Annotated in this window: 16 protein-coding genes and 1 pseudogene; 10 read left to right on the top strand and 7 right to left on the bottom strand. The window is 64.8% G+C overall.

The annotated features are described in order from the left end of the window. On the top strand, window positions 1-220 hold a 220-nt coding region (locus K359_RS0127310; RefSeq protein WP_029082166.1), incomplete at its 5' end, for a transposase domain-containing protein. Window positions 221-304: 84 nt separating this feature from the next. Here the strand turns inward: K359_RS0127310 and K359_RS53150 are convergent. The 6 genes and pseudogenes from K359_RS53150 to hpaH form a co-directional block, all read right to left on the bottom strand. Beyond that, window positions 305-1,585 (bottom strand): annotated as a pseudogene (locus K359_RS53150) (thiamine pyrophosphate-binding protein); the annotation flags it as partial. A gap of 24 nt (window positions 1,586-1,609) precedes the next feature. Beyond that, on the bottom strand, window positions 1,610-2,482 hold the full coding sequence (locus tag K359_RS0127300; protein WP_029082165.1) for a fumarylacetoacetate hydrolase family protein: 873 nt from the start codon (window positions 2,480-2,482) through the stop codon (window positions 1,610-1,612). 162 nt (window positions 2,483-2,644) lie between these two features. Beyond that, window positions 2,645-3,628, bottom strand: a complete 984-nt coding sequence (hpaD, locus tag K359_RS0127295; RefSeq protein WP_029082164.1) for a 3,4-dihydroxyphenylacetate 2,3-dioxygenase — start codon at window positions 3,626-3,628, stop codon at window positions 2,645-2,647. 123 nt (window positions 3,629-3,751) lie between these two features. Beyond that, the gene (gene hpaE / locus K359_RS0127290; protein WP_029082163.1) at window positions 3,752-5,296 is read right to left on the bottom strand and encodes a 5-carboxymethyl-2-hydroxymuconate semialdehyde dehydrogenase; all 1,545 of its coding nucleotides are present in this window, start codon (window positions 5,294-5,296) and stop codon (window positions 3,752-3,754) included. Beyond that, entirely contained in the window at window positions 5,289-5,687 is a 399-nt protein-coding gene (locus tag K359_RS0127285) for a 5-carboxymethyl-2-hydroxymuconate Delta-isomerase (protein WP_029082162.1), read from the bottom strand. Before K359_RS0127285 ends, hpaE begins: the two co-directional genes overlap by 8 nt. Window positions 5,688-5,709: 22 nt before the next feature. Next, the gene (hpaH, locus tag K359_RS0127280) at window positions 5,710-6,516 is read right to left on the bottom strand and encodes a 2-oxo-hept-4-ene-1,7-dioate hydratase (RefSeq protein WP_029082161.1); all 807 of its coding nucleotides are present in this window, start codon (window positions 6,514-6,516) and stop codon (window positions 5,710-5,712) included. 111 nt (window positions 6,517-6,627) lie between these two features. Here hpaH and hpaR point away from each other — a divergent pair, with 111 nt between their 5' ends. Continuing rightward, the gene (gene hpaR, locus K359_RS0127275) at window positions 6,628-7,158 is read left to right on the top strand and encodes a homoprotocatechuate degradation operon regulator HpaR (protein ID WP_029082160.1); all 531 of its coding nucleotides are present in this window, start codon (window positions 6,628-6,630) and stop codon (window positions 7,156-7,158) included. A gap of 35 nt (window positions 7,159-7,193) precedes the next feature. On the opposite strand, the gene K359_RS0127270 is transcribed toward hpaR, so the two are convergent. After that, a complete protein-coding gene (locus K359_RS0127270; protein WP_029082159.1) occupies window positions 7,194-8,189 on the bottom strand; it encodes a GntR family transcriptional regulator in 996 nt (331 codons plus the stop codon). A gap of 290 nt (window positions 8,190-8,479) precedes the next feature. Here K359_RS0127270 and K359_RS0127265 point away from each other — a divergent pair, with 290 nt between their 5' ends. From K359_RS0127265 to K359_RS0127230, 8 genes are all read left to right on the top strand, one after another. Further along, window positions 8,480-9,625, top strand: coding sequence for an ABC transporter substrate-binding protein (locus tag K359_RS0127265; RefSeq protein ID WP_029082158.1), 1,146 nt, complete (start codon window positions 8,480-8,482; stop codon window positions 9,623-9,625). Between the two features lie 72 nt (window positions 9,626-9,697). Beyond that, window positions 9,698-10,573 (top strand): branched-chain amino acid ABC transporter permease, encoded by an 876-nt coding sequence (locus K359_RS0127260; protein ID WP_029082157.1) that lies wholly within the window; start codon window positions 9,698-9,700, stop codon window positions 10,571-10,573. Further along, on the top strand, window positions 10,570-12,342 hold the full coding sequence (locus K359_RS0127255) for an ATP-binding cassette domain-containing protein (protein WP_029082156.1): 1,773 nt from the start codon (window positions 10,570-10,572) through the stop codon (window positions 12,340-12,342). Before K359_RS0127260 ends, K359_RS0127255 begins: the two co-directional genes overlap by 4 nt. After that, a complete protein-coding gene (locus K359_RS0127250; RefSeq protein ID WP_026192494.1) occupies window positions 12,342-13,070 on the top strand; it encodes an ABC transporter ATP-binding protein in 729 nt (242 codons plus the stop codon). The genes K359_RS0127255 and K359_RS0127250 overlap by 1 nt, the downstream gene beginning before the upstream one ends. Before the next feature lie 19 nt (window positions 13,071-13,089). Next, a complete protein-coding gene (locus K359_RS0127245) occupies window positions 13,090-14,175 on the top strand; it encodes a malate/lactate/ureidoglycolate dehydrogenase (RefSeq protein ID WP_029082155.1) in 1,086 nt (361 codons plus the stop codon). A gap of 47 nt (window positions 14,176-14,222) precedes the next feature. Next, window positions 14,223-14,999, top strand: a complete 777-nt coding sequence (locus K359_RS0127240) for an HpcH/HpaI aldolase/citrate lyase family protein (protein ID WP_029082154.1) — start codon at window positions 14,223-14,225, stop codon at window positions 14,997-14,999. 170 nt (window positions 15,000-15,169) lie between these two features. Beyond that, window positions 15,170-16,693 (top strand): UxaA family hydrolase, encoded by a 1,524-nt coding sequence (locus tag K359_RS0127235; protein ID WP_029082153.1) that lies wholly within the window; start codon window positions 15,170-15,172, stop codon window positions 16,691-16,693. A gap of 13 nt (window positions 16,694-16,706) precedes the next feature. After that, window positions 16,707-17,210 (top strand): GDSL-type esterase/lipase family protein, encoded by a 504-nt coding sequence (locus K359_RS0127230; RefSeq protein ID WP_245284728.1) that lies wholly within the window; start codon window positions 16,707-16,709, stop codon window positions 17,208-17,210. Window positions 17,211-17,320: the final 110 nt, after the last annotated feature.

Raw genomic sequence — 17,320 nt, 5'->3', positions numbered from 1 at the left:
CTGGACCTTCGCCGGCAGCCAGCGCGGCGCCGACCGTGCCGCCATCATGCTGACGATGATCACGACCTGTCGCCTCAACGACGTCGATCCCAAGGCCTGGCTCGCCGACGTCCTGGCCCGTATCGCCGATCATCCCGCATCGCGTCTGCACGAGCTCTTGCCCTGGGAATGGAAGCTCCTGCGCCAGGCCGACAAGCCAGCCAATCAGCAGGCCGCCTGACCTTCACCCTTCACCCAATGCCATCATAGACCTCGCCGTGCCCGCGCGCATGCGTCAATCAGGCGGCCTCCGTCGTATGCGTACGGTGATCGCGACCACCGGCTTGTTCGGGTTGGCGACCTTGGCGCCGAGCGCGGTCGGGAAGCCCGAGCCGAGCGTGCCCTGATAGCCCGAGGTGACGAAAGTGCGCGGCTCGTAGATCGGAAAGCCGTACCAGGAGGCGAAGCCGACCTGCGACAGCTCGTCGGTGACGATGGCGTTCGCCGGCAGCACCTCGCGCAGGATCTTCAGATAGGCCATCTGCGGCTGGATACGCTGGATCTCATGCTCGGTCGCAGCGGTGGCCTCGCGGATCGCCGTGCGGCGGCCTGAGGTCTTGCTGTAGCCGGCCTTGCGGACGGCGGCGACGAGATCGGCGGTGCCGGCCTTGGCGTCCGCGATCACGCCGGCGTCAGCGGGCCAGCGGCGCAACTCGACCGGATCGATATCGATGCGCACGCATTTCAGGCCGGCCGGCTGATAGGGCCAGCGCGACATCGTCGGTAGCTCCAGGCGGGTGCCGATGCCGATCATCAGGTCGGTCTTCGGCCACAGTCTGTAGGCCGAAGCCATCGTGAGCCCGAGCTCATGCGCGTTGGAGACGATGCCGCGGCCGCTGCGGAATGCCACGACAGGCGCGTCGATCATCTCGGCCAGCTCGAGGATTTCCTCGCGCGCCTCGATGGCGCCGCTGCCGACGAAGATCATCGGCGTCTTGCTCCCGGCGATCAGATCGGCAGCCGCCTTGATGCGGTCCGGATCGGGCTGCGGCGCCGGCAGCCGGTCGAACGGCTTGACGGCCGCGACCTGCGTGCGCTGGGTGAACACGTCCCACGGCATCTCCAGCGAAGCCGGGCCGCGCCGGCCCGACAGCATCTCCTGGAACGCGCGCGACACCATCGCGGGTGCATTATCGGGGTATTCGATGCGGTCGGCCCATTTCACGAAGCTGCGCAGCGTCGCGAGCTGGTCCGGCATCTCGTGCAGATGGCCGCGGCCTTTGCCGAGAAACTGCGTCGGCACCTGACCGGTCAGGCACAGCACCGGTTCGTTGCAGCCGAAGGCGGTGAGCAGCGCCGCCGAGGCGTTGAGCACGCCGGGGCCGGGGACCACGCTGAACACGCCTGTTTTGCCAGAGGAGCGGGCGTAGCCGAACGCCATGTAGCCGCAGGCCTGCTCGTGGCGAGCGCCGATCACCTTGAGCTGCGCCTGGTGGAACGCATCGAACAGACCATAGATCTGCGCGCCGGGGAGGCCGAACACGGTGTCGACGCCGTGGGCGACGAGGCCGTTGACGATCGCTTCGCCGCCGGATGTTGAGGTCATGGTGCCGTCCACTTGCTTCTCGGGTTAGATCGCTTCGTCGACAACGCCGTTGCGCAAAATGCCGACGCCTTCGGCCTCGACCTCGACGACGTCGCCGGGCTTCAGATAGCGCGGCGGATCGAACCGCGCACCTGCGCCGGTTGGCGTCCCCGTGACGATGATGTCGCCGGGAACCAGCGTCGTGAAGGTCGAGATGTAGCTGATGAGGTAGCGGAAGCCGAAGATCACGCGCGAGGTGCGGTCGTCCTGCCTGACTTCGCCGTTGACCCGCGTGGTCAAGCGGATATCGGCGATCTGGGCTTCGCTGGTGTAGGGCACGATCCATGGGCCGAGGCTGCCGGTGGAATCGAAGTTCTTGCCCTGGGTGACGTTGAACTTGGCGTGGCGCACCCAGTCGCGGATGGTGCCTTCATTGCACAGCGTGATCGCGGCGATGTGATCGAGCGCGGCGCTTTCCGGAATGTGCCGGCCGGCCTTGCCGATCACCAGCACCAGCTCGCCTTCATAGTCGAGCTGTGGCGAGATGCGGGGGCGCACCACCGGCATGTTGTGGCCGACGAAGGAGCGCGGCACCCGCAGGAACATGCTGGGATATTTCGGCGCGTCCGAGCCGTCCTTGTACTCGGCATTGCGGTCCGGATAGTTGACGCCGATGCAGATGATCTTTTCCGGCGCCGGGATCGGCGGCTGCCAGGCGACCGCGTCCAGCGCGTGGTCGGGCGTGCGCTTGGCGGCATCCTCCACGAGCCTCGTCAGCGCGCCGGCGGCGATCGCCTCACGCAGCGTTGGATACTCTTTGGCGAAGCGCGACGAGAGGTCGACGATGCCGGTGTCGGTGACGGCGCCATATTTCGTGGCGCCGTTGATGGAGTAGGTGGCGAGGCGAGGGGCGGGCATCGGCAATCCATTCATTGGTGTCGTCCCGGCGAAGGCCGGGACCCATACGCCGCGGCCATCGGAATGGGTACGCGGCTAGACGTTCTTTCGGCAACCCTATTCGGTGATTATGGGCCCCGGCCTTCGCCGGGACGACGTGGATGGTGTTCGTTGCATTCTTCTTTAATCCGCAACCAGCACGTCGGCGACGAAGCGCGGCTCGCGCACCGTTTGCCCTGCGAAGGTCGAGCCCTCCTCGAACCAGGAGCGCGGCGCCGGCGCGCCCCACAGCGTCTGGCGGCGCGGATCGCGGAGCGACCAGCGCAGCGGCTCATGGTCGTGATCGCCGGTGAAATAATCGCTGGTGTAGAGCTCGATGCGGTGGCCGTCGGGATCGCGGATGTAGAGGAAGAAGGCGTTGGAGATGCCGTGCCGGCCGGGGCCGCGCTCGATGTTCTTGAGGAAGCCGGAGGAAGCCATCACGTCGCAGAGATGCACGATATTCATCGCGGTCGGTACCCAGTAGGCGATGTGGTGCAGGCGCGGCCCCTTGCCGTTGGTGATGGCGAAGTCGTGGACGTTGCCCTTGCGGTGCATCCAGGCCGCGGCGATGCGGCCGTTGTCGCCGTCCTCCTCGGCATATTCGGTGAGGCGGAAGCCGAGCCGCGCGTAGAAATCGACGGTGTCCTGCACTTCGGCGGCGAACACGTTGAAATGGTCGAGCCGCTGCGGATGGCAGCCCTTGTAGAGGTCGTAGCGCCGCAGCAGATGCGGACGCTTCTCCATCGTGGCGTAGAGCTCGATCTGGAAGCCGAACGGATCGGTGAATTGCAGCGTGCGGCCCTGGAACGGCTGATCGACGAAGGCGTAGGCAACGCCGTTCTCCGAAAAGAAGGCGGCCGCCTTGTCGAGGTCGCCGTCATTGCCGACCTTGAAGCCGAGCCGGTTGCAGGCGGCCTTCGGCGCCTTGCGCAGCACCACCGAGTGATGCTGGTGCTCTTCGCTGGCGCGCAGATAGACCGCCTTGTCGTCGCGATCCTCGATGTGGAGGCCGACTGTCTTTTCGTAGAACGCGGCGCTCTTCTCCAGGTCCGTGACGTCGAGCACGGCATGGCTGCAGCGGATGATGTTGAAGGGCGGATCGAAGACGTGTGTCGGAACGGGCATGGTGTTTCCTCAATTTTGTTCGTCATTCCGGGCTCGCGAAGCGTGAACCCTGAATCTCGAGATTCCCTGGTGCGCAAGGCATCTGTGGTTCGATGCTGCGCATCGCCCCGGAACGACGGCTGGTTAAATTCCCAGTTTCTGAATCTTGTGCGTCCCGCGCGCGAGCGAGACGTGCTTGGTTTCCATGTAGAAATCGAACGAGTAGTCGCCGCCGTCGCGGCCGATGCCCGATGATTTCATGCCGCCGAACGGGGTCGGCAGATGGCGGACGTTTTCCGAGTTGAGCCAGATCATGCCGGCTTCCAGCGCATCCGCCACGCGCAACCCGCGGCCCATGTCGCCGGTCCAGACATAGCCGGTGAGGCCGTATTGGACGCCGTTGGCGATTTCGATGGCGTCAGCCTCGTCCTTGAACGGGATCACGGTCAGGAACGGGCCGAACACTTCTTCCTGCGCGACGCGCATCTTAGAGTTCGCGCCCGTGACCAGCGTCGGCTGCACATAGTGTCCGCCGCCGGGGCCGTCATGCGGCTTGCCGCCGACCGCGATCGTGGCGCCGTCCTTCTTTGCGACGTCGAAATAGCTGCAGACCTTGGCCAGATGCCGCTCATGGATCAGCGGCCCGATCTCGGTGGCGGGATCGAGGGGATGGCCGACCCTGAGCGCCTTCACGCGCGCGGTCAGCTTCTCGATGAACTTGTCGGCGATGCTCTGCTGCACGAGGAGCCGGCTCGACGAGGTGCAGCGCTCGCCATTGAGCGAGTAGATCATGAACACGACGGCATCGAGCGCGCGATCGAGATCGGCATCGTCGAACACGATCACCGGATTCTTGCCGCCGAGCTCAAAATGCACCCGCTTCAGGGTCGGCGCGCCCTGCGCCATGATCGCCGAGCCCGTCGTGCTCTCGCCGACGAAGCCGATCGCCTTGATGGCGGGATGTTCGGTCAGCGCCTTGCCGGCCTCTTCGCCGAAACCGTGCACGGTGTTGAGCACGCCATCGGGCAGGCCGGCCTGCTTTGCGAGCTTGACCAGGAGATCGGCGGTGACCGGCGACCATTCGGCCGGCTTGTGCACCACGGTGCAGCCGGCGGCGAGGGCCGGTGCGATCTTCCAGGTCGAGAGCATGAACGGCGTGTTCCACGGCGTGATCACGCCGACCGGGCCGATCGGCACGCGGGTCGAGATGTTCCAGTGCTCATCCGAGGGCGTGTTGAGGCCGTCGCGCGCCTCAGTGCATTTGTCGGCGAAGAAGCGGAAATTCTCCGCCGCGCGGATCGCGGCCTTGGCCATGAAGCGGTGTGCCTGGCCGGTGTCGATGCATTCGAGCACGGCGATGTCGTCGGCGCGCTCCTCGATTGCGTTGGCGACACGATGCAAGAGCTTGCGGCGCTGCGTCGCCGGCATGTCGCGCCAGGCCTTGAAGGCCTTGGAAGCGGCGGTTGCCGCGCGGTCGATATCCTCGGCATTGCCACGCGCGACGGTTGCCAGCACGGTGCCGTCGATCGGCGATTTTGTCTCGAAGGTCTGGCCGGAGGCCGCCGGGACGACCTTGCCGTCGATCAAATTGCCAATGCCGTCTGCCTTCAACTTGGCGAGCAGGGGGCCGGCGCGATCGCGATTGGCCTGGAACACGTCGGCCGATGATTTCGGAGTGGCTTTATCCATTGACCGTCTCCACCTTCAGTGCGTCGTGGATGTTGTTGCGCTTCCAGCTGGTTTCCTTGTCGTTGATCTGCATGTCGAACGACAAGGCGAATTTGCTCTTTGCAAATACCGGATCAAGATGCGCCGACAGCGCCTTGAAGATGTGCTCGCCGGCTTTCTTGCGGGTGGCGAGATCGCGGCCCTCGCCAAGCCGCAGCACCGTGTCGAGGAAGCCGTAATTCGCGCGACCGTCGGCGATCGCGTAATGCTCGCATCTGATGGCGCGGACGCGGATGCCGCCGAGCGGGAAGATCCCGGTCTCGACTGCGGCCTTGCGTACCAGTTCGACGGTTGCGCCGATGTCGACGAGGCCGTCGAGATTGGCGGAATATTCAAGCGTGAAATGCGGCATGCAGCGCTCCTGCTGAGTGCGGTCAGGCGAAGTAGCAGCTCACGGAACCGTACGGTCCGTAATCGGCCTGAATGGTGTCGCCCTTGCGGGTCTCGATCGGACGGATGAAGGAGCCTGCCAGCACGACCTGTCCGGCCTCCAGCGCCAGCCCGTTCGGGGCGATCTTGTTGGCGAGCCACGCCACCGCGGTCGCCGGATGATTCAACACGCCGGCGGCGAGTCCAGTTTCCTCGAGCCGGCCGTTGCGGAAGCACAGCGCGCCGATCCAGCGCAGATCGGCATCGAGCGGACGGATCGGCCGGCCGCCGAGCACGATGCCGGCATTGGCGGCATTGTCGGCGATGGTGTCGAAGATTTTTCGCGTTGCCTTGGTCTCGGGGTCGACGCGCTCGACCCGGGTATCCAGGATTTCCAGTGCCGGCACCACGAAGTCGGTGGCGTTGAGCACGTCGAACAGCGTGCAGTCCGGTCCAGCCAGACGATGCTTCATCACGAAGGCGAGCTCGGCCTCGACGCGGGTTGCGATGAAGCGGTCGGTCGGCACCAGGCCGCCATCGGCAAAGAACATGTCGTCGAGCAGGATGCCGGAATCGGGCTCGTCGATATTGAGCGCGCTTTGCATCGCCTTCGAGGTCAGGCCGATCTTGTGGCCCTTGACGACGCGGTCCTGCGCCACCTTCATCTCGACCCAGGCCTTCTGAATCGCGTAGGCGTCTTCGAGGGTGATACGGGGGTATTCCAGCGACAGCTGGCGGATTTGCTTGCGGGTCTTTTCCGCAGTGTCGAGCCGTTCGGCGGCAGCGCGGATATCGTCCTTGGAGAGGGCCATGCGTGATACACAAAAGTGGGTGTTGGGGAGATGATTAACATGTTAAATGAATTCCCGCAAACTGAATCGGGGCATGCTGCAACGCAAAAGATCGTTGTGGTGGATTGAGCGATGGCGCGAAAAAATAACGACACGCGGTCAGGGCAGGGTGACGAAGGATCGCCGCGCCGCACGCCGATGCGCGAGTTCTCGCGCTCGCTGCCGATGTCGCTGCTCCGCGCCCGCGAAGCGGTGATGCGGCAATTCCGTCCGTCGCTGCGCAATCACGGGCTGACCGAGCAGCAGTGGCGGATCCTGCGGGCGCTCACCGCGGTCGACGAGATCGAGGTCACCGAGCTCGCCCGCATGGCGTTTCTGCTCGGCCCGAGCCTGTCGCGCATCCTGCGCGATCTCGAGGCCCGCCAGTTGATCGAGCGCAAGGCGGCGGAGACCGACGCAAGGCGCGCGGTCGTCTCGATCTCCGCCAAGGGGTTGAAGCTGATCGAGGCGGTGGCGCCGACCTCGGAGGTGATATACGCCGCCATCACCAGGCGCTATGGCGCGCGCAAGCTTGCGGAATTGCAGGAGATGCTGGGCGCGCTGGAGGCAAGCCTTGCCGGAATGAGCTCCACGGATGACGTCGAGGCCGAGGCTGACGAGTAGCCGGCAATTTGCGCGATGGCGTGCGGCAGTGCCGGTCAGGCCATGTAGGGAACGCGCGAAATCACGTTGATGGCGCGGAATTCGGCGATCCAGCCCGCAACCTTCGAGTGGGACCACTCGATATGCCGGCGCAAGGTCGCGGCCGCCGTGTCGCCGTCGCGCGCGCGCAAGGCTTCAATGATCACCAGATGCTCGTCCATGAAGGAATCGATCTGCGGCGCGGTCAGGGCGACCTGAATGTGCTTGCCGATCACGAAAGCGCAGTGGGTGCGCTTGAGGGCTTCGAGCATCTCGCGATTGACGCCGTAACCCAGGCACTGGATATGGAGATCACCCTCGATCTCGTCGAGCTCGCCGACACCGACGCGGTCGCGGTATTGGATCCCCTCGCGCAGCCGCTCGGCCATGCGGTCGAGCAGCGCCGCCGGTATCTTCGCAGCAGCGGATTTCAGCAGCAGCGGCTCCAGCGTCGCGCGCATCTCGAAGATGTCGCGGACGCGATCCTCATCCAACGGCACCACGTACCAGTGGGCCTTGGCGCCTTTCTCCAGGATTCCGATCGCCTGCGCTCGCAGCAGCAAATTGCGCGCAACGGTGCGCCCGACCCGGAAATGCCGCGCCAGTGCGAGCTCGCTGACGCGGAAGCGTCCGAACAGCGAGCGGTAGATGATCTCGCGTTCGAGCTTGTAATAGAGTGCGTCCCAGGCGTCGCTGCGCACCGCCTCGACCGGCCCGTCGGTCAGCCCCAGCATCTCCGGCGTGATCGGGACGCGCCGTGGTTCGACCTGGCGCTTGCCGGCGATGACGCCGCGGCCGTCGAACCGGCGCACCAGGCCGATCAGCTCGAGCTGCTCGAAGGCCTGCCGCACCGGGGAGCGGCTGGAGCCGAACAAGGTAGCGATCGCCGATTCGGACATGACGGTGCCGGGTGGAACGTCACCGGTCCGGATGCGCTTGGCCAATGCGGCCTTGATCAGCGCATAGGCCGGCTGTTTCCGTCTGGTCTGCGATTTCGCTCTTGGCATCGACATGGATGGGTGCTCGGCCGCCACACTAACACGTGATCGCGTCGCGGTCGCTCGCAACAGGCATTTACGCACCGCCTGTGCCGAACTTTTGACCATTGCGTGCAATGTACAATCATGGTTAGCTGGCCCATACGCTTGGATTTGATGATCGCCGTTGCACGTCGAGTGCGCTGCAGCGGCGCTGATGTTTGTTCGTCACGCTGCGAGTGCTGTGGACAGGGCAACGAGTCTACGCGTCCAGCTCGTCTCAACGCAGCCGACATTAAAGTTCGGCGCAATACAGGGAGGATTGAATGAAACTGACGAGGCGTGAGTTTTCCGCCGGTTTGGCGGCAGGTCTCGCTGCTCCCGCGCTGATGCGGAGCGCTTGGGCGCAGGGCGCGACCATCAAGATCGGCATGTGCGTGCCGGTGACCGGACCGGCCGCGGAGCAGGGGCTGTGGGCGCAGAACGGCGCCAAGCTGGCGCTGGCCGCGGTCAACAAGGCCGGCGGCGTGCTCGGCAAGCAGGTCGAACTCGTCATCGAGGATGATCAGACCACCAATCCGGGCATTGTGCTGGCCTTCTCCAAGCTTGCCGCGCAATCCGACATCGTCGCCTTCCTCGGCTCGATCCGCTCGACCCAGGTGCAGGCGATGGCGCCCGACGTGATCAAGGTCGGCAAGCCGGTGATGATCGGGGGCACCAATCCCGACCTCACCCATTCCGGCAATCCGTGGCTGTTCCGCTTCCGTCCGAACGACAATTATTCCGGCCGCGTGATCGCCGATTTCGGCGTCAACACGCTGGGCAAGAAGAAATGGGCGATCGTCCATTCCACCGATGCCTTCGGTACTGCGGGCGGCAAGGCGCTGTCAGAAGCGCTGAGCAAGCTCGGCTCGCCGCCGGTGCTCGACCAGGGCTATGCCAACCAGAGCCAGGACTTCACCCCTGTGGTGCTGGCGGTGAAGCAGTCCGGCGCCGATGTGCTCGGCACCTACTTCACCTTCGAGAACGACCTCGGCATCTTTGCCCGGCAGCTGCGCCAGCTCGGCGTCAATATCCCCTGGGTCGGCTCGCCCTCGGTGGTGGCGGTCTCCTCGACCAAGCTCGCCGGCCCCGCGCTGTTCGGTACCTTCGGGGTCGCCGACTTCGCCGAAGACTCAAGCGACGCCGCAAAGACGTTCGGCAAGGCCTATCGCGATGCCTACAAGACCGCGCCCGACAACCAGAGCGCCTGGCCTTACGACGCGATCACCATCCTGTCGGCCGCGATCAACAAGGCCGGCTCGACCGATCCGAACAAGGTCCGCGATGCCATCCTGGCGACGCAGAAATTCGCCGGTGCCGAAGGCGAATATAATTTCGACAAGAACGGCGACGGTCTGCACGGCTACAACGTCGTGAAGAACGAGAAGGGCGCGATCGTCTACGACAAGCACATCGACTTCAACGATTGATTGCGGATCGGCCTCTCCGGTGAACCCGGCGAGGCCGTTCTCCCGCGCACTCTGTTCTGATCGGGCGCTGTCATGGATCTGGTCCTACAACTTCTGTTCACGGGCATCGGCATCGGCGCGGTCTACGCGCTGGTTGCGCTCGGCTTCGTGCTGATCTTCCGCGCCACCAATGTGGTGAACTTCGCGCAAGGCGAATTTTCGATGGTCGCCGCCTATCTGATGGTGGTGTTCTCGGTCGATCTCGGCTGGCCTTACTGGTTGTCGTTCCTGATCGCGCTCGCCGGCATGGCGCTGTTCGGCGTGATCTTCAACCTCGGCGTCTATTATCCGCTGCGCCACCGCACCTATCTGCCTGTCATCATCGCCACCATCGGCGCCTCGATCCTGCTTTCGAACTCGGTGCTCGCGATCTACGGCCCGCAGCCGCAGGTGCTGCAGGGCTGGTTCGATACGCCCGGCATCCAGCTCGGCCCGGTCTATCTCGACAGCCAGTACCTGTTGATTATCGGCGTCACGATCCTGCTGGTGCTGTTCAATTTCTGGTTCTTCGAGAAGACGCTGCTCGGCAAGAAGCTGCAGGCGACCTCGCAGGACAAGGAGATGGCCTCGCTGCTCGGCATTTCCGTCTCCACCATGATCATGATTACCTTCATCTATTCGGCCGTGCTCGGCGGTCTCGCCGGCATCCTGGTGGCGCCGGTGCTGTTCGTCTCGATCCAGATGGGTTCGACGATTGCGCTGAAGGCGTTTGCCGCGACCATCATCGGCGGCTTCGGCGATGTCGCCGGCGCCATCGTCGGTGGGCTGGCGCTCGGCGTGATCGAGACGTTCGGCGCCGCCTACATCTCGGTGCCGTACAAGGACGGCTTTGCCTTCCTGGTGCTGATCGCCTTCCTGGTGTTCCGGCCGCAGGGCATCTTCGGCGAACGTGTCGCGGAGAAAGCATGAGCGCCAGCGACAACATGATCCCGGCGCCGGCCGTGCGCTCGAAGCCACTGATCGTCCGTCATCTGCCGTATTTCATCGGCGCCGCCGTGCTGGTGGCGCTCGCGGCCAGCATGCGGTTCGACGGTTACATCCTCAACATCCTGCTGCAGGCCACGACCTTCTCGATCGCGGTGTTCGGGCTTTCGGTCGTGCTCGGCCTGTGCGGCCAGATCAACCTGGCGCAGGCCGCATTCTTCGGCTTCGGCGCTTATGCGGTCGGTCTCGGGACCGCCGACCTGCACCTGAACTTCTGGCTCTGCCTGGTTGCGGCCTGCATCATCACGCCGGTCGCCGGCGCGTTCCTCGGCATGTCGACGCTGAGGCTGGGCGGGCACTACCTTGCCATGGTGACGATCTCGTTCCAGCAGATCGTCACGCTGGTGATGATCAATGCCATCGGCCTGACCCACGGGCCGGACGGCGTCGCCAATATTCGCCGGTCCGAGTTGTTCCAGTCGTCGCAGAGCTATCTCGCCTTCTGCGTCGCGATGCTCGCGATCGTCGGCTATCTGGTCTGGCATCTGCCTGACACCAAGCTCGGCCGCGCCATGCGCGCGGTGCGCGACAATGAGCTCGCGGCCGGCGTCAACGGCATCGACGTGTTCCGCACCAAGATCTACGCCTTCGGTCTCTGCGCGCTGCTCGGCGGCCTGGCCGGCGGCCTGTTCGCCGGCGGCTTCGCCTATGTCAGCCCGGACCAGTTCTCGTTCGCGGAATCGATCGTGTTCCTGACCATGTCGCTGCTCGGCGGCGTGGCCTCGCCGATCGGCTCGGTGATCGGCACCGGGCTGTTGATCCTGATCCCGGAATGGCTGCGCTTTCTGAAGAGCGTGCCCGGACTTTATCTGGCGATCTACGGCCTGTCGGTGATCCTGATCATCCGCTTCATGCCCGACGGCATCTGGGGCTTTGTGTCCGATGCCTTCACGCGCTTGCGGGCGCACGCCAAGGCGCCGCCGGCTGCGGCTGCCTTGCAGCTGAGGCCCGCGACCACGGGTGGTGACATCGTGCTCGAGGTGACCGGGCTCTCGAAGCATTTCGGCGGCCTCAAGGCGGTCGATGGCGTCGACATCGCGGTGAAGCGCGGCGGCGTGCATGCGCTGATCGGGCCCAACGGCTCCGGCAAGACCACGACGCTGAACGTGCTGTCCGGCCTCTACAAGGCGACCGCGGGCAAGATCGTGCTCGACGGCACCGACATCACCAATATGGCGCCGCATCAGCGCACGGCGGCGGGGCTCGGACGCACCTTCCAGAACATCCGCCTGTTCCGCTCGATGACGGCGCTGGAGAATGTCGAGATCGGCGCCGAGCGTCCCGGCAACACCATGATCGGGAAGGGCGAGGACGCGCTGACCGAGCGGGCGATGGAAGCATTGACCTTCGTCGGCCTCGGCAATCGCGCCAACGAGCTGATCTCGAGCTTCTCCTACGGCCACCAGCGCCTGATCGAGATCGCGCGGGCGCTGGCGTCGAACCCGACGCTGCTGCTGCTCGACGAGCCGGCCGCTGGCCTCAACTCGACCGAGAAGCTCGAGCTGCACGAGCTGCTGAAGCGCATCGCAGCGCAAGGCCTCACCATCCTGATCATCGATCATGACATGACGCTGGTCTCGGAAGCCGCCCAGCACATCACCGTGCTGAACTTCGGACGCCGCATCGCGGACGGCGAGTCGATGGCGGTGCTGCGCCATCCCGACGTCGTCTCCGCCTATCTCGGGAGCGGATGATGCCGCTGCTCGAAATCCGCAATCTCGTGGTCCGCTACGGCGAGATCGAGGCGCTGCGCGGCGTCACCATCGCCGTGGAGCAGGGGCAGGTGGTCACGCTGCTGGGCGCCAACGGCGCCGGCAAGTCGACCACGCTGCGTGCGATCTCAGGTCTCGCCAAGCCCGCCTCCGGCGACATCATGTTCGACGGTCACTCGATCGCCGGCCTCGGGCCGGAAGCGATCGTGCGGCTCGGCATCTCGCATGTGCCGGAAGGCCGCCGCGTATTCCCGGGCCTCACCGTGAAAGAGAACATCATGCTCGGCGCGTCGAACCGGAAGGTATCGGCGTCGCAGATCTCGCGCGAGGCCGACGCGATGTTCGACCTGTTTCCGGACATCCGCGCCTTTTCCAACGCGCTCGGCTGGACATTGTCCGGCGGCCAGCTGCAGATGGTCGCGGTGGCGCGCGGCCTGATGGCCAAGCCGCGATTGTTGCTACTGGACGAGCCCTCGCTCGGGCTGGCGCCTGTCATCGTGCAGGCGGTGTTCCGCATCATTTCGCAGATCAGGAAGGACACCACGGTCTTGCTCGTCGAGCAAAATGCGCGCATGGGACTTTCAGTCGCCGATCACGGTTTTGTCCTCGAGACCGGGCGGATCGTGCTGGGCGGCAAGCCCGACGAATTGTGGGGCAACGAAGCCATCGCCGCGGCCTATCTCGGCGGCCACGCCAAAACCCACGCCTAATCCAGCGAGCTATTCCTTCATGGTCACCATCAAGGTCGATAACCTCATCAACTTCGTCTCCGAGGTGTTTTCGCATTCGGAGTCCGCTCCGGACGAGGCGAAGCGCATCGCGACTTACCTGACGACGGCAAACCTCACCGGCCACGACAGCCATGGCGTGATCCGTGTGCCGGTCTATGTCAGGTGGAAGAAGATGGGCTCGATCGTGCCGAACCAGACCCCCGAGGTCGTGGTCGACACGGCCTCGCTTGCGGTGGTCGACGGCAAGTTCGGCTATGGCCAGACCGTCACGCCGATCGCGGTCAAGCTCGGCATCGAGAAATGCAAGACGGCAGGCCTCGCCGCGGTCGCGCTGCGCAACTCCGGCCATCTCGGCCGCGTCGGCGACTGGGCCGAAATGGCCGCCGCCGAAGGTCTCGTCTCGATCCATTTCGTGACTGCGGCCGGCTCGCTGCTGGTCGCGCCTTACGGTGGCGTCGAGAAGCGGCTGTCGACCGCGCCATATTGCGTCGGCATTCCGCGCCAGGGCCAGGATCCGATCGTGCTCGATTTCGCCACCTCCGTTGTCGCGGAAGGCAAGGTGCTGGTGGCGAGCCGCGGCGGCAAGAAGCTGCCGTATGGCGCGCTGGTCGATGCCGACGGCACGCTGAGCGAGGACGCGCACGTGCTGTATGGTCCGTTCACGCCCGATGGACCGCGCGACCACACCAAGGGAACCGGTGCGATCCGCGCCTTCGGCGATCACAAGGGCTCAGGCCTTGCCTTCATCTGCGAGCTGCTCGGCGGCGCGCTGACCGGCACCGGCGCGACGTCGTCGGACCGGCGCTTCGCCAACGGCATGATGGCGTTCTACATCGATCCCAAGGTGATTGACACCAGCAACTTCTTTGATGGCGAGATCACCCGCTACACCGATTTCATCCGCGCCACCAAGCCGATCGCGGGTACAGAGTCTGTGCTGGTTCCGGGCGATCCCGAGCGGAAAACCCGCGCCGACCGCACCAAAAACGGCATCCCCTTGCCTGACGACACCTGGGCGGCGATAGTGAACACCGCGCGCGAAGTCGGCGTCAGCGAAGTCTCGATCCAGCGGGCGACCAGCTGAGGTCCGCCCTCCAAGAAACCTGAAGAAACACAAAGGAAACGTGATCAATGGCAAACAAGGTCAAGCAGGTCTGGGCATCGGGCAAGGCCGTGGTGAACGCGTGGCTCGCGATCCCCTCCGGGTTTTCCGCCGAAGTTATCGCGCAGTGCGGCTTCGACAGCGTCACCGTCGACATGCAGCACGGCGTGCAGGATTATCTCTCGATGGTGCAGTGCTTCCAGTCGATGCATGCCCATCCGGTGACGCCGATGGTCCGCGTGCCCTGGAATGAGCCGGGCATCATCGGCAAGGTGCTGGATGGCGGCGCTTATGGCGTGATCTGTCCGATGGTCAACACGCCGCAGGAAGCCAAGAACCTCGTCTCCTATGCGAAGTATCCGCCGAAGGGCGTGCGCTCCAATGGCCCGATCCGCGCCGGCATGTATGGCTCGGCCGGCACCTATCAGCAGACCGCCAACGACGAGATCGTGCTGCTGCCCATGATGGAGACCAAGACCGCGGTCGAGAACATGGAGGCGATCCTCGATGTCGAGGGCATCGACGGCGTCTATATCGGCCCGTCCGATCTCGGCTTCTCCTATGGTCTGGTGCCGAAGCTCGATCGCGACGAGCCCGAGATCCTCAAGATCTACGAGAAGATCATCAAGGAATGCGGCAAGCGCGGCCTCAACCCGGGCATCCATTGCTCCGGCGCCGAGGGCGCGGTGCGCGCGATCAACATGGGCTTCAAGCTCGTGACGCTGTCGAACGAAGTCGGGTTGATGCAGACCTACGCCAAGATGCAGGTCAACGCGACCCGCGAGAAGTCCGGCGGCAAGGCGTAACTCGATCCTCGCCCTCTCCCCGTTCTTCACGGGGAGAGGGTTGGGGTGAGGGGCTTCTATCCGGGTTGGAATTGACATTGTGCCTTGCCCCTCACCCGGATCGCTGACGCGATCCGACCTCTCCGCGCAAAAGGGCGGGGAGAGGTGAAGAACTCCGAAGGAGAACTCCCATGGCCTCGGCACAAGTGATCCGCCTGCACGCCGACGACAGCGTCCTGATCGCACGCGCGAGCCTGCCGCCGGGGCTCGAGGTGGCCGACGGTGTCACCACGGTCGACCGCATTCCGGCCGGCCACAAGGTCGCGATCAAGCCGATCGCGACAGGCGAGCCGATCAGGCGCTACGGCCAGATCATCGGCTTTGCGACGCAACCGATTGCGCCCGGCCAGCACGTGCATACGCAGAACTGCGGCATGGGCGATTTCGCCAAGGACTATGCCTATGGCGTCGACGTCAAGCCGGTGCCGAATTTCGATCTGCCGGCGACCTTCGAGGGTATCCGCCGCGCTGACGGCCGCGTCGCCACGCGCAACTATATCGGCATCCTCACCTCGGTGAACTGCAGCGCCCATGTCGCCGGCATCGTCGCCGACATGTTCAAGAAGAATCCGTTCACCGGCGACAACCCACTCGCCGAGTTCCCGAATGTCGATGGCGTCGTCGCACTGACCCACAAGACCGGCTGCGGCATGACGCAGGACGAGCCCTTGGCGCTGCTCCGCCGCACGCTCGGCGGCTATGCGCGGCACGTCAACTTCTCCAACGTCATCGTGCTCGGCCTCGGCTGCGAGGTGAACCAGATCGGCGGGTTGATGCAGGAGCAGAAGCTCGCCGGCCGGCTGCGCGCGATGGACATCCAGGAGGTCGGCGGTACGCGCAAGACGGTGGAAGCCGGCGTTGCCTTCGTCAAGGAGGCGCTCACCGATGCCAACAAGGTCAAGCGCGAGGCGGTGCCGGCGAGCGAGTTGACCGTGGCGCTGCAATGCGGCGGCTCGGATGGTTACTCCGGCGTGTCGGCCAATCCGGCGCTCGGCGCCGCGAGCGACCTGCTGGTCCGTCACGGCGGCACGGTGATCCTGTCTGAGACACCCGAGACCTATGGAGCCGAGCATCTGTTGACCCGCCGCGCCGTCAGCCGCGAGGTCGGCGAGAAGCTGGTCGGCCTGATGCGCTGGTGGGAGGAATACACCCAGCGCGAGGGTGCCGAAATGAACGCCAATCCGAGCCCAGGCAACAAGGCCGGCGGCCTCACCACCATCCTGGAGAAGTCGCTCGGTGCGATGGCCAAGGCCGGCAGCACCAACCTCGTCGACGTCCTGCACTATGCCGAGCCCGTTACCAAGAAGGGCTTTGTGTTCATGGACACGCCCGGTTACGACCCGGTCGCCGCGACCGGACAGGTCGCCGGCGGCGCCAACCTCGTCTGCTTCACCACCGGCCGCGGCAGCGTGTTCGGCTGCAAGCCGGCACCGTCGATCAAGCTTGCGACCAACACGCCGATGTACAAGCGGATGGAAGACGACATGGACGTCAATTGCGGCACCATCCTCGACGGCGAGGAGAGCGTGCAGGAATGCGGCCAGCGCATCTTCGACTTGATCCTCAAGACCGCCTCGGGCCAGCCGACCAAGAGCGAGAGTTTTGATTTCGGCGGCGCCGAGTTCGCGCCCTGGGTACTCGGCGCGACGATGTAGGAGCGGAGCAAGCATGCGCGGGCGTCGGTTCGGAACGATTGGATGCCTCGCATTTCTGGCGGCCTTGAGTGTTGGCGTCGGTTCGGCTGACGCCGCAAACATTGTGGCGCTTGGCGCGAGCAATACCTACGGCAAGGGCGTGGCGCGCAACCTGGCCTATCCCGCGCAGCTCGAGGCGATCTTGCGGGCGAAGGGATTGAACGTCCGTGTCGTGAACGCCGGCATCAATGGCGACACCACGGAAGGAATGCTGCAACGCCTGGACCGGGCTGTGCCGAACGGCACCAGTGCGGTTATCTTGCAGCCGGGCGGCAATGATCGGCGCAAGGGCAGCCCTGACCGGACAGCCGATATTCAAAGTCGCCTCAGCGCCCGTGGCATCGCGGTGATCATGCTCCCCAACGGGATGTTGAGCGGACTCCCCCATCAGCCCGATGGCCAGCATTTGACCCCCGAGGGCTATCATATGCTCGCCCAGTCGCTCGCCTCGCAGGCGTCTGGGGCGATCGGCCGTTAGCCATTGAGGGTCAGCAGCCGCGCCAAATTGCTGACGTCGGGACAACGCGCGGGTATTTCCTGGGCAATCGCTGCCCGTTGTTAGTGCTTGATGTCGACCGGAACCAGTGT

Source organism: Bradyrhizobium sp. th-b2 (genome assembly GCF_000426785.1).
GTDB lineage: Bacteria > Pseudomonadota > Alphaproteobacteria > Rhizobiales > Xanthobacteraceae > Bradyrhizobium > Bradyrhizobium septentrionale.
This window is presented reverse-complemented; position numbering and strand designations above follow the sequence as displayed.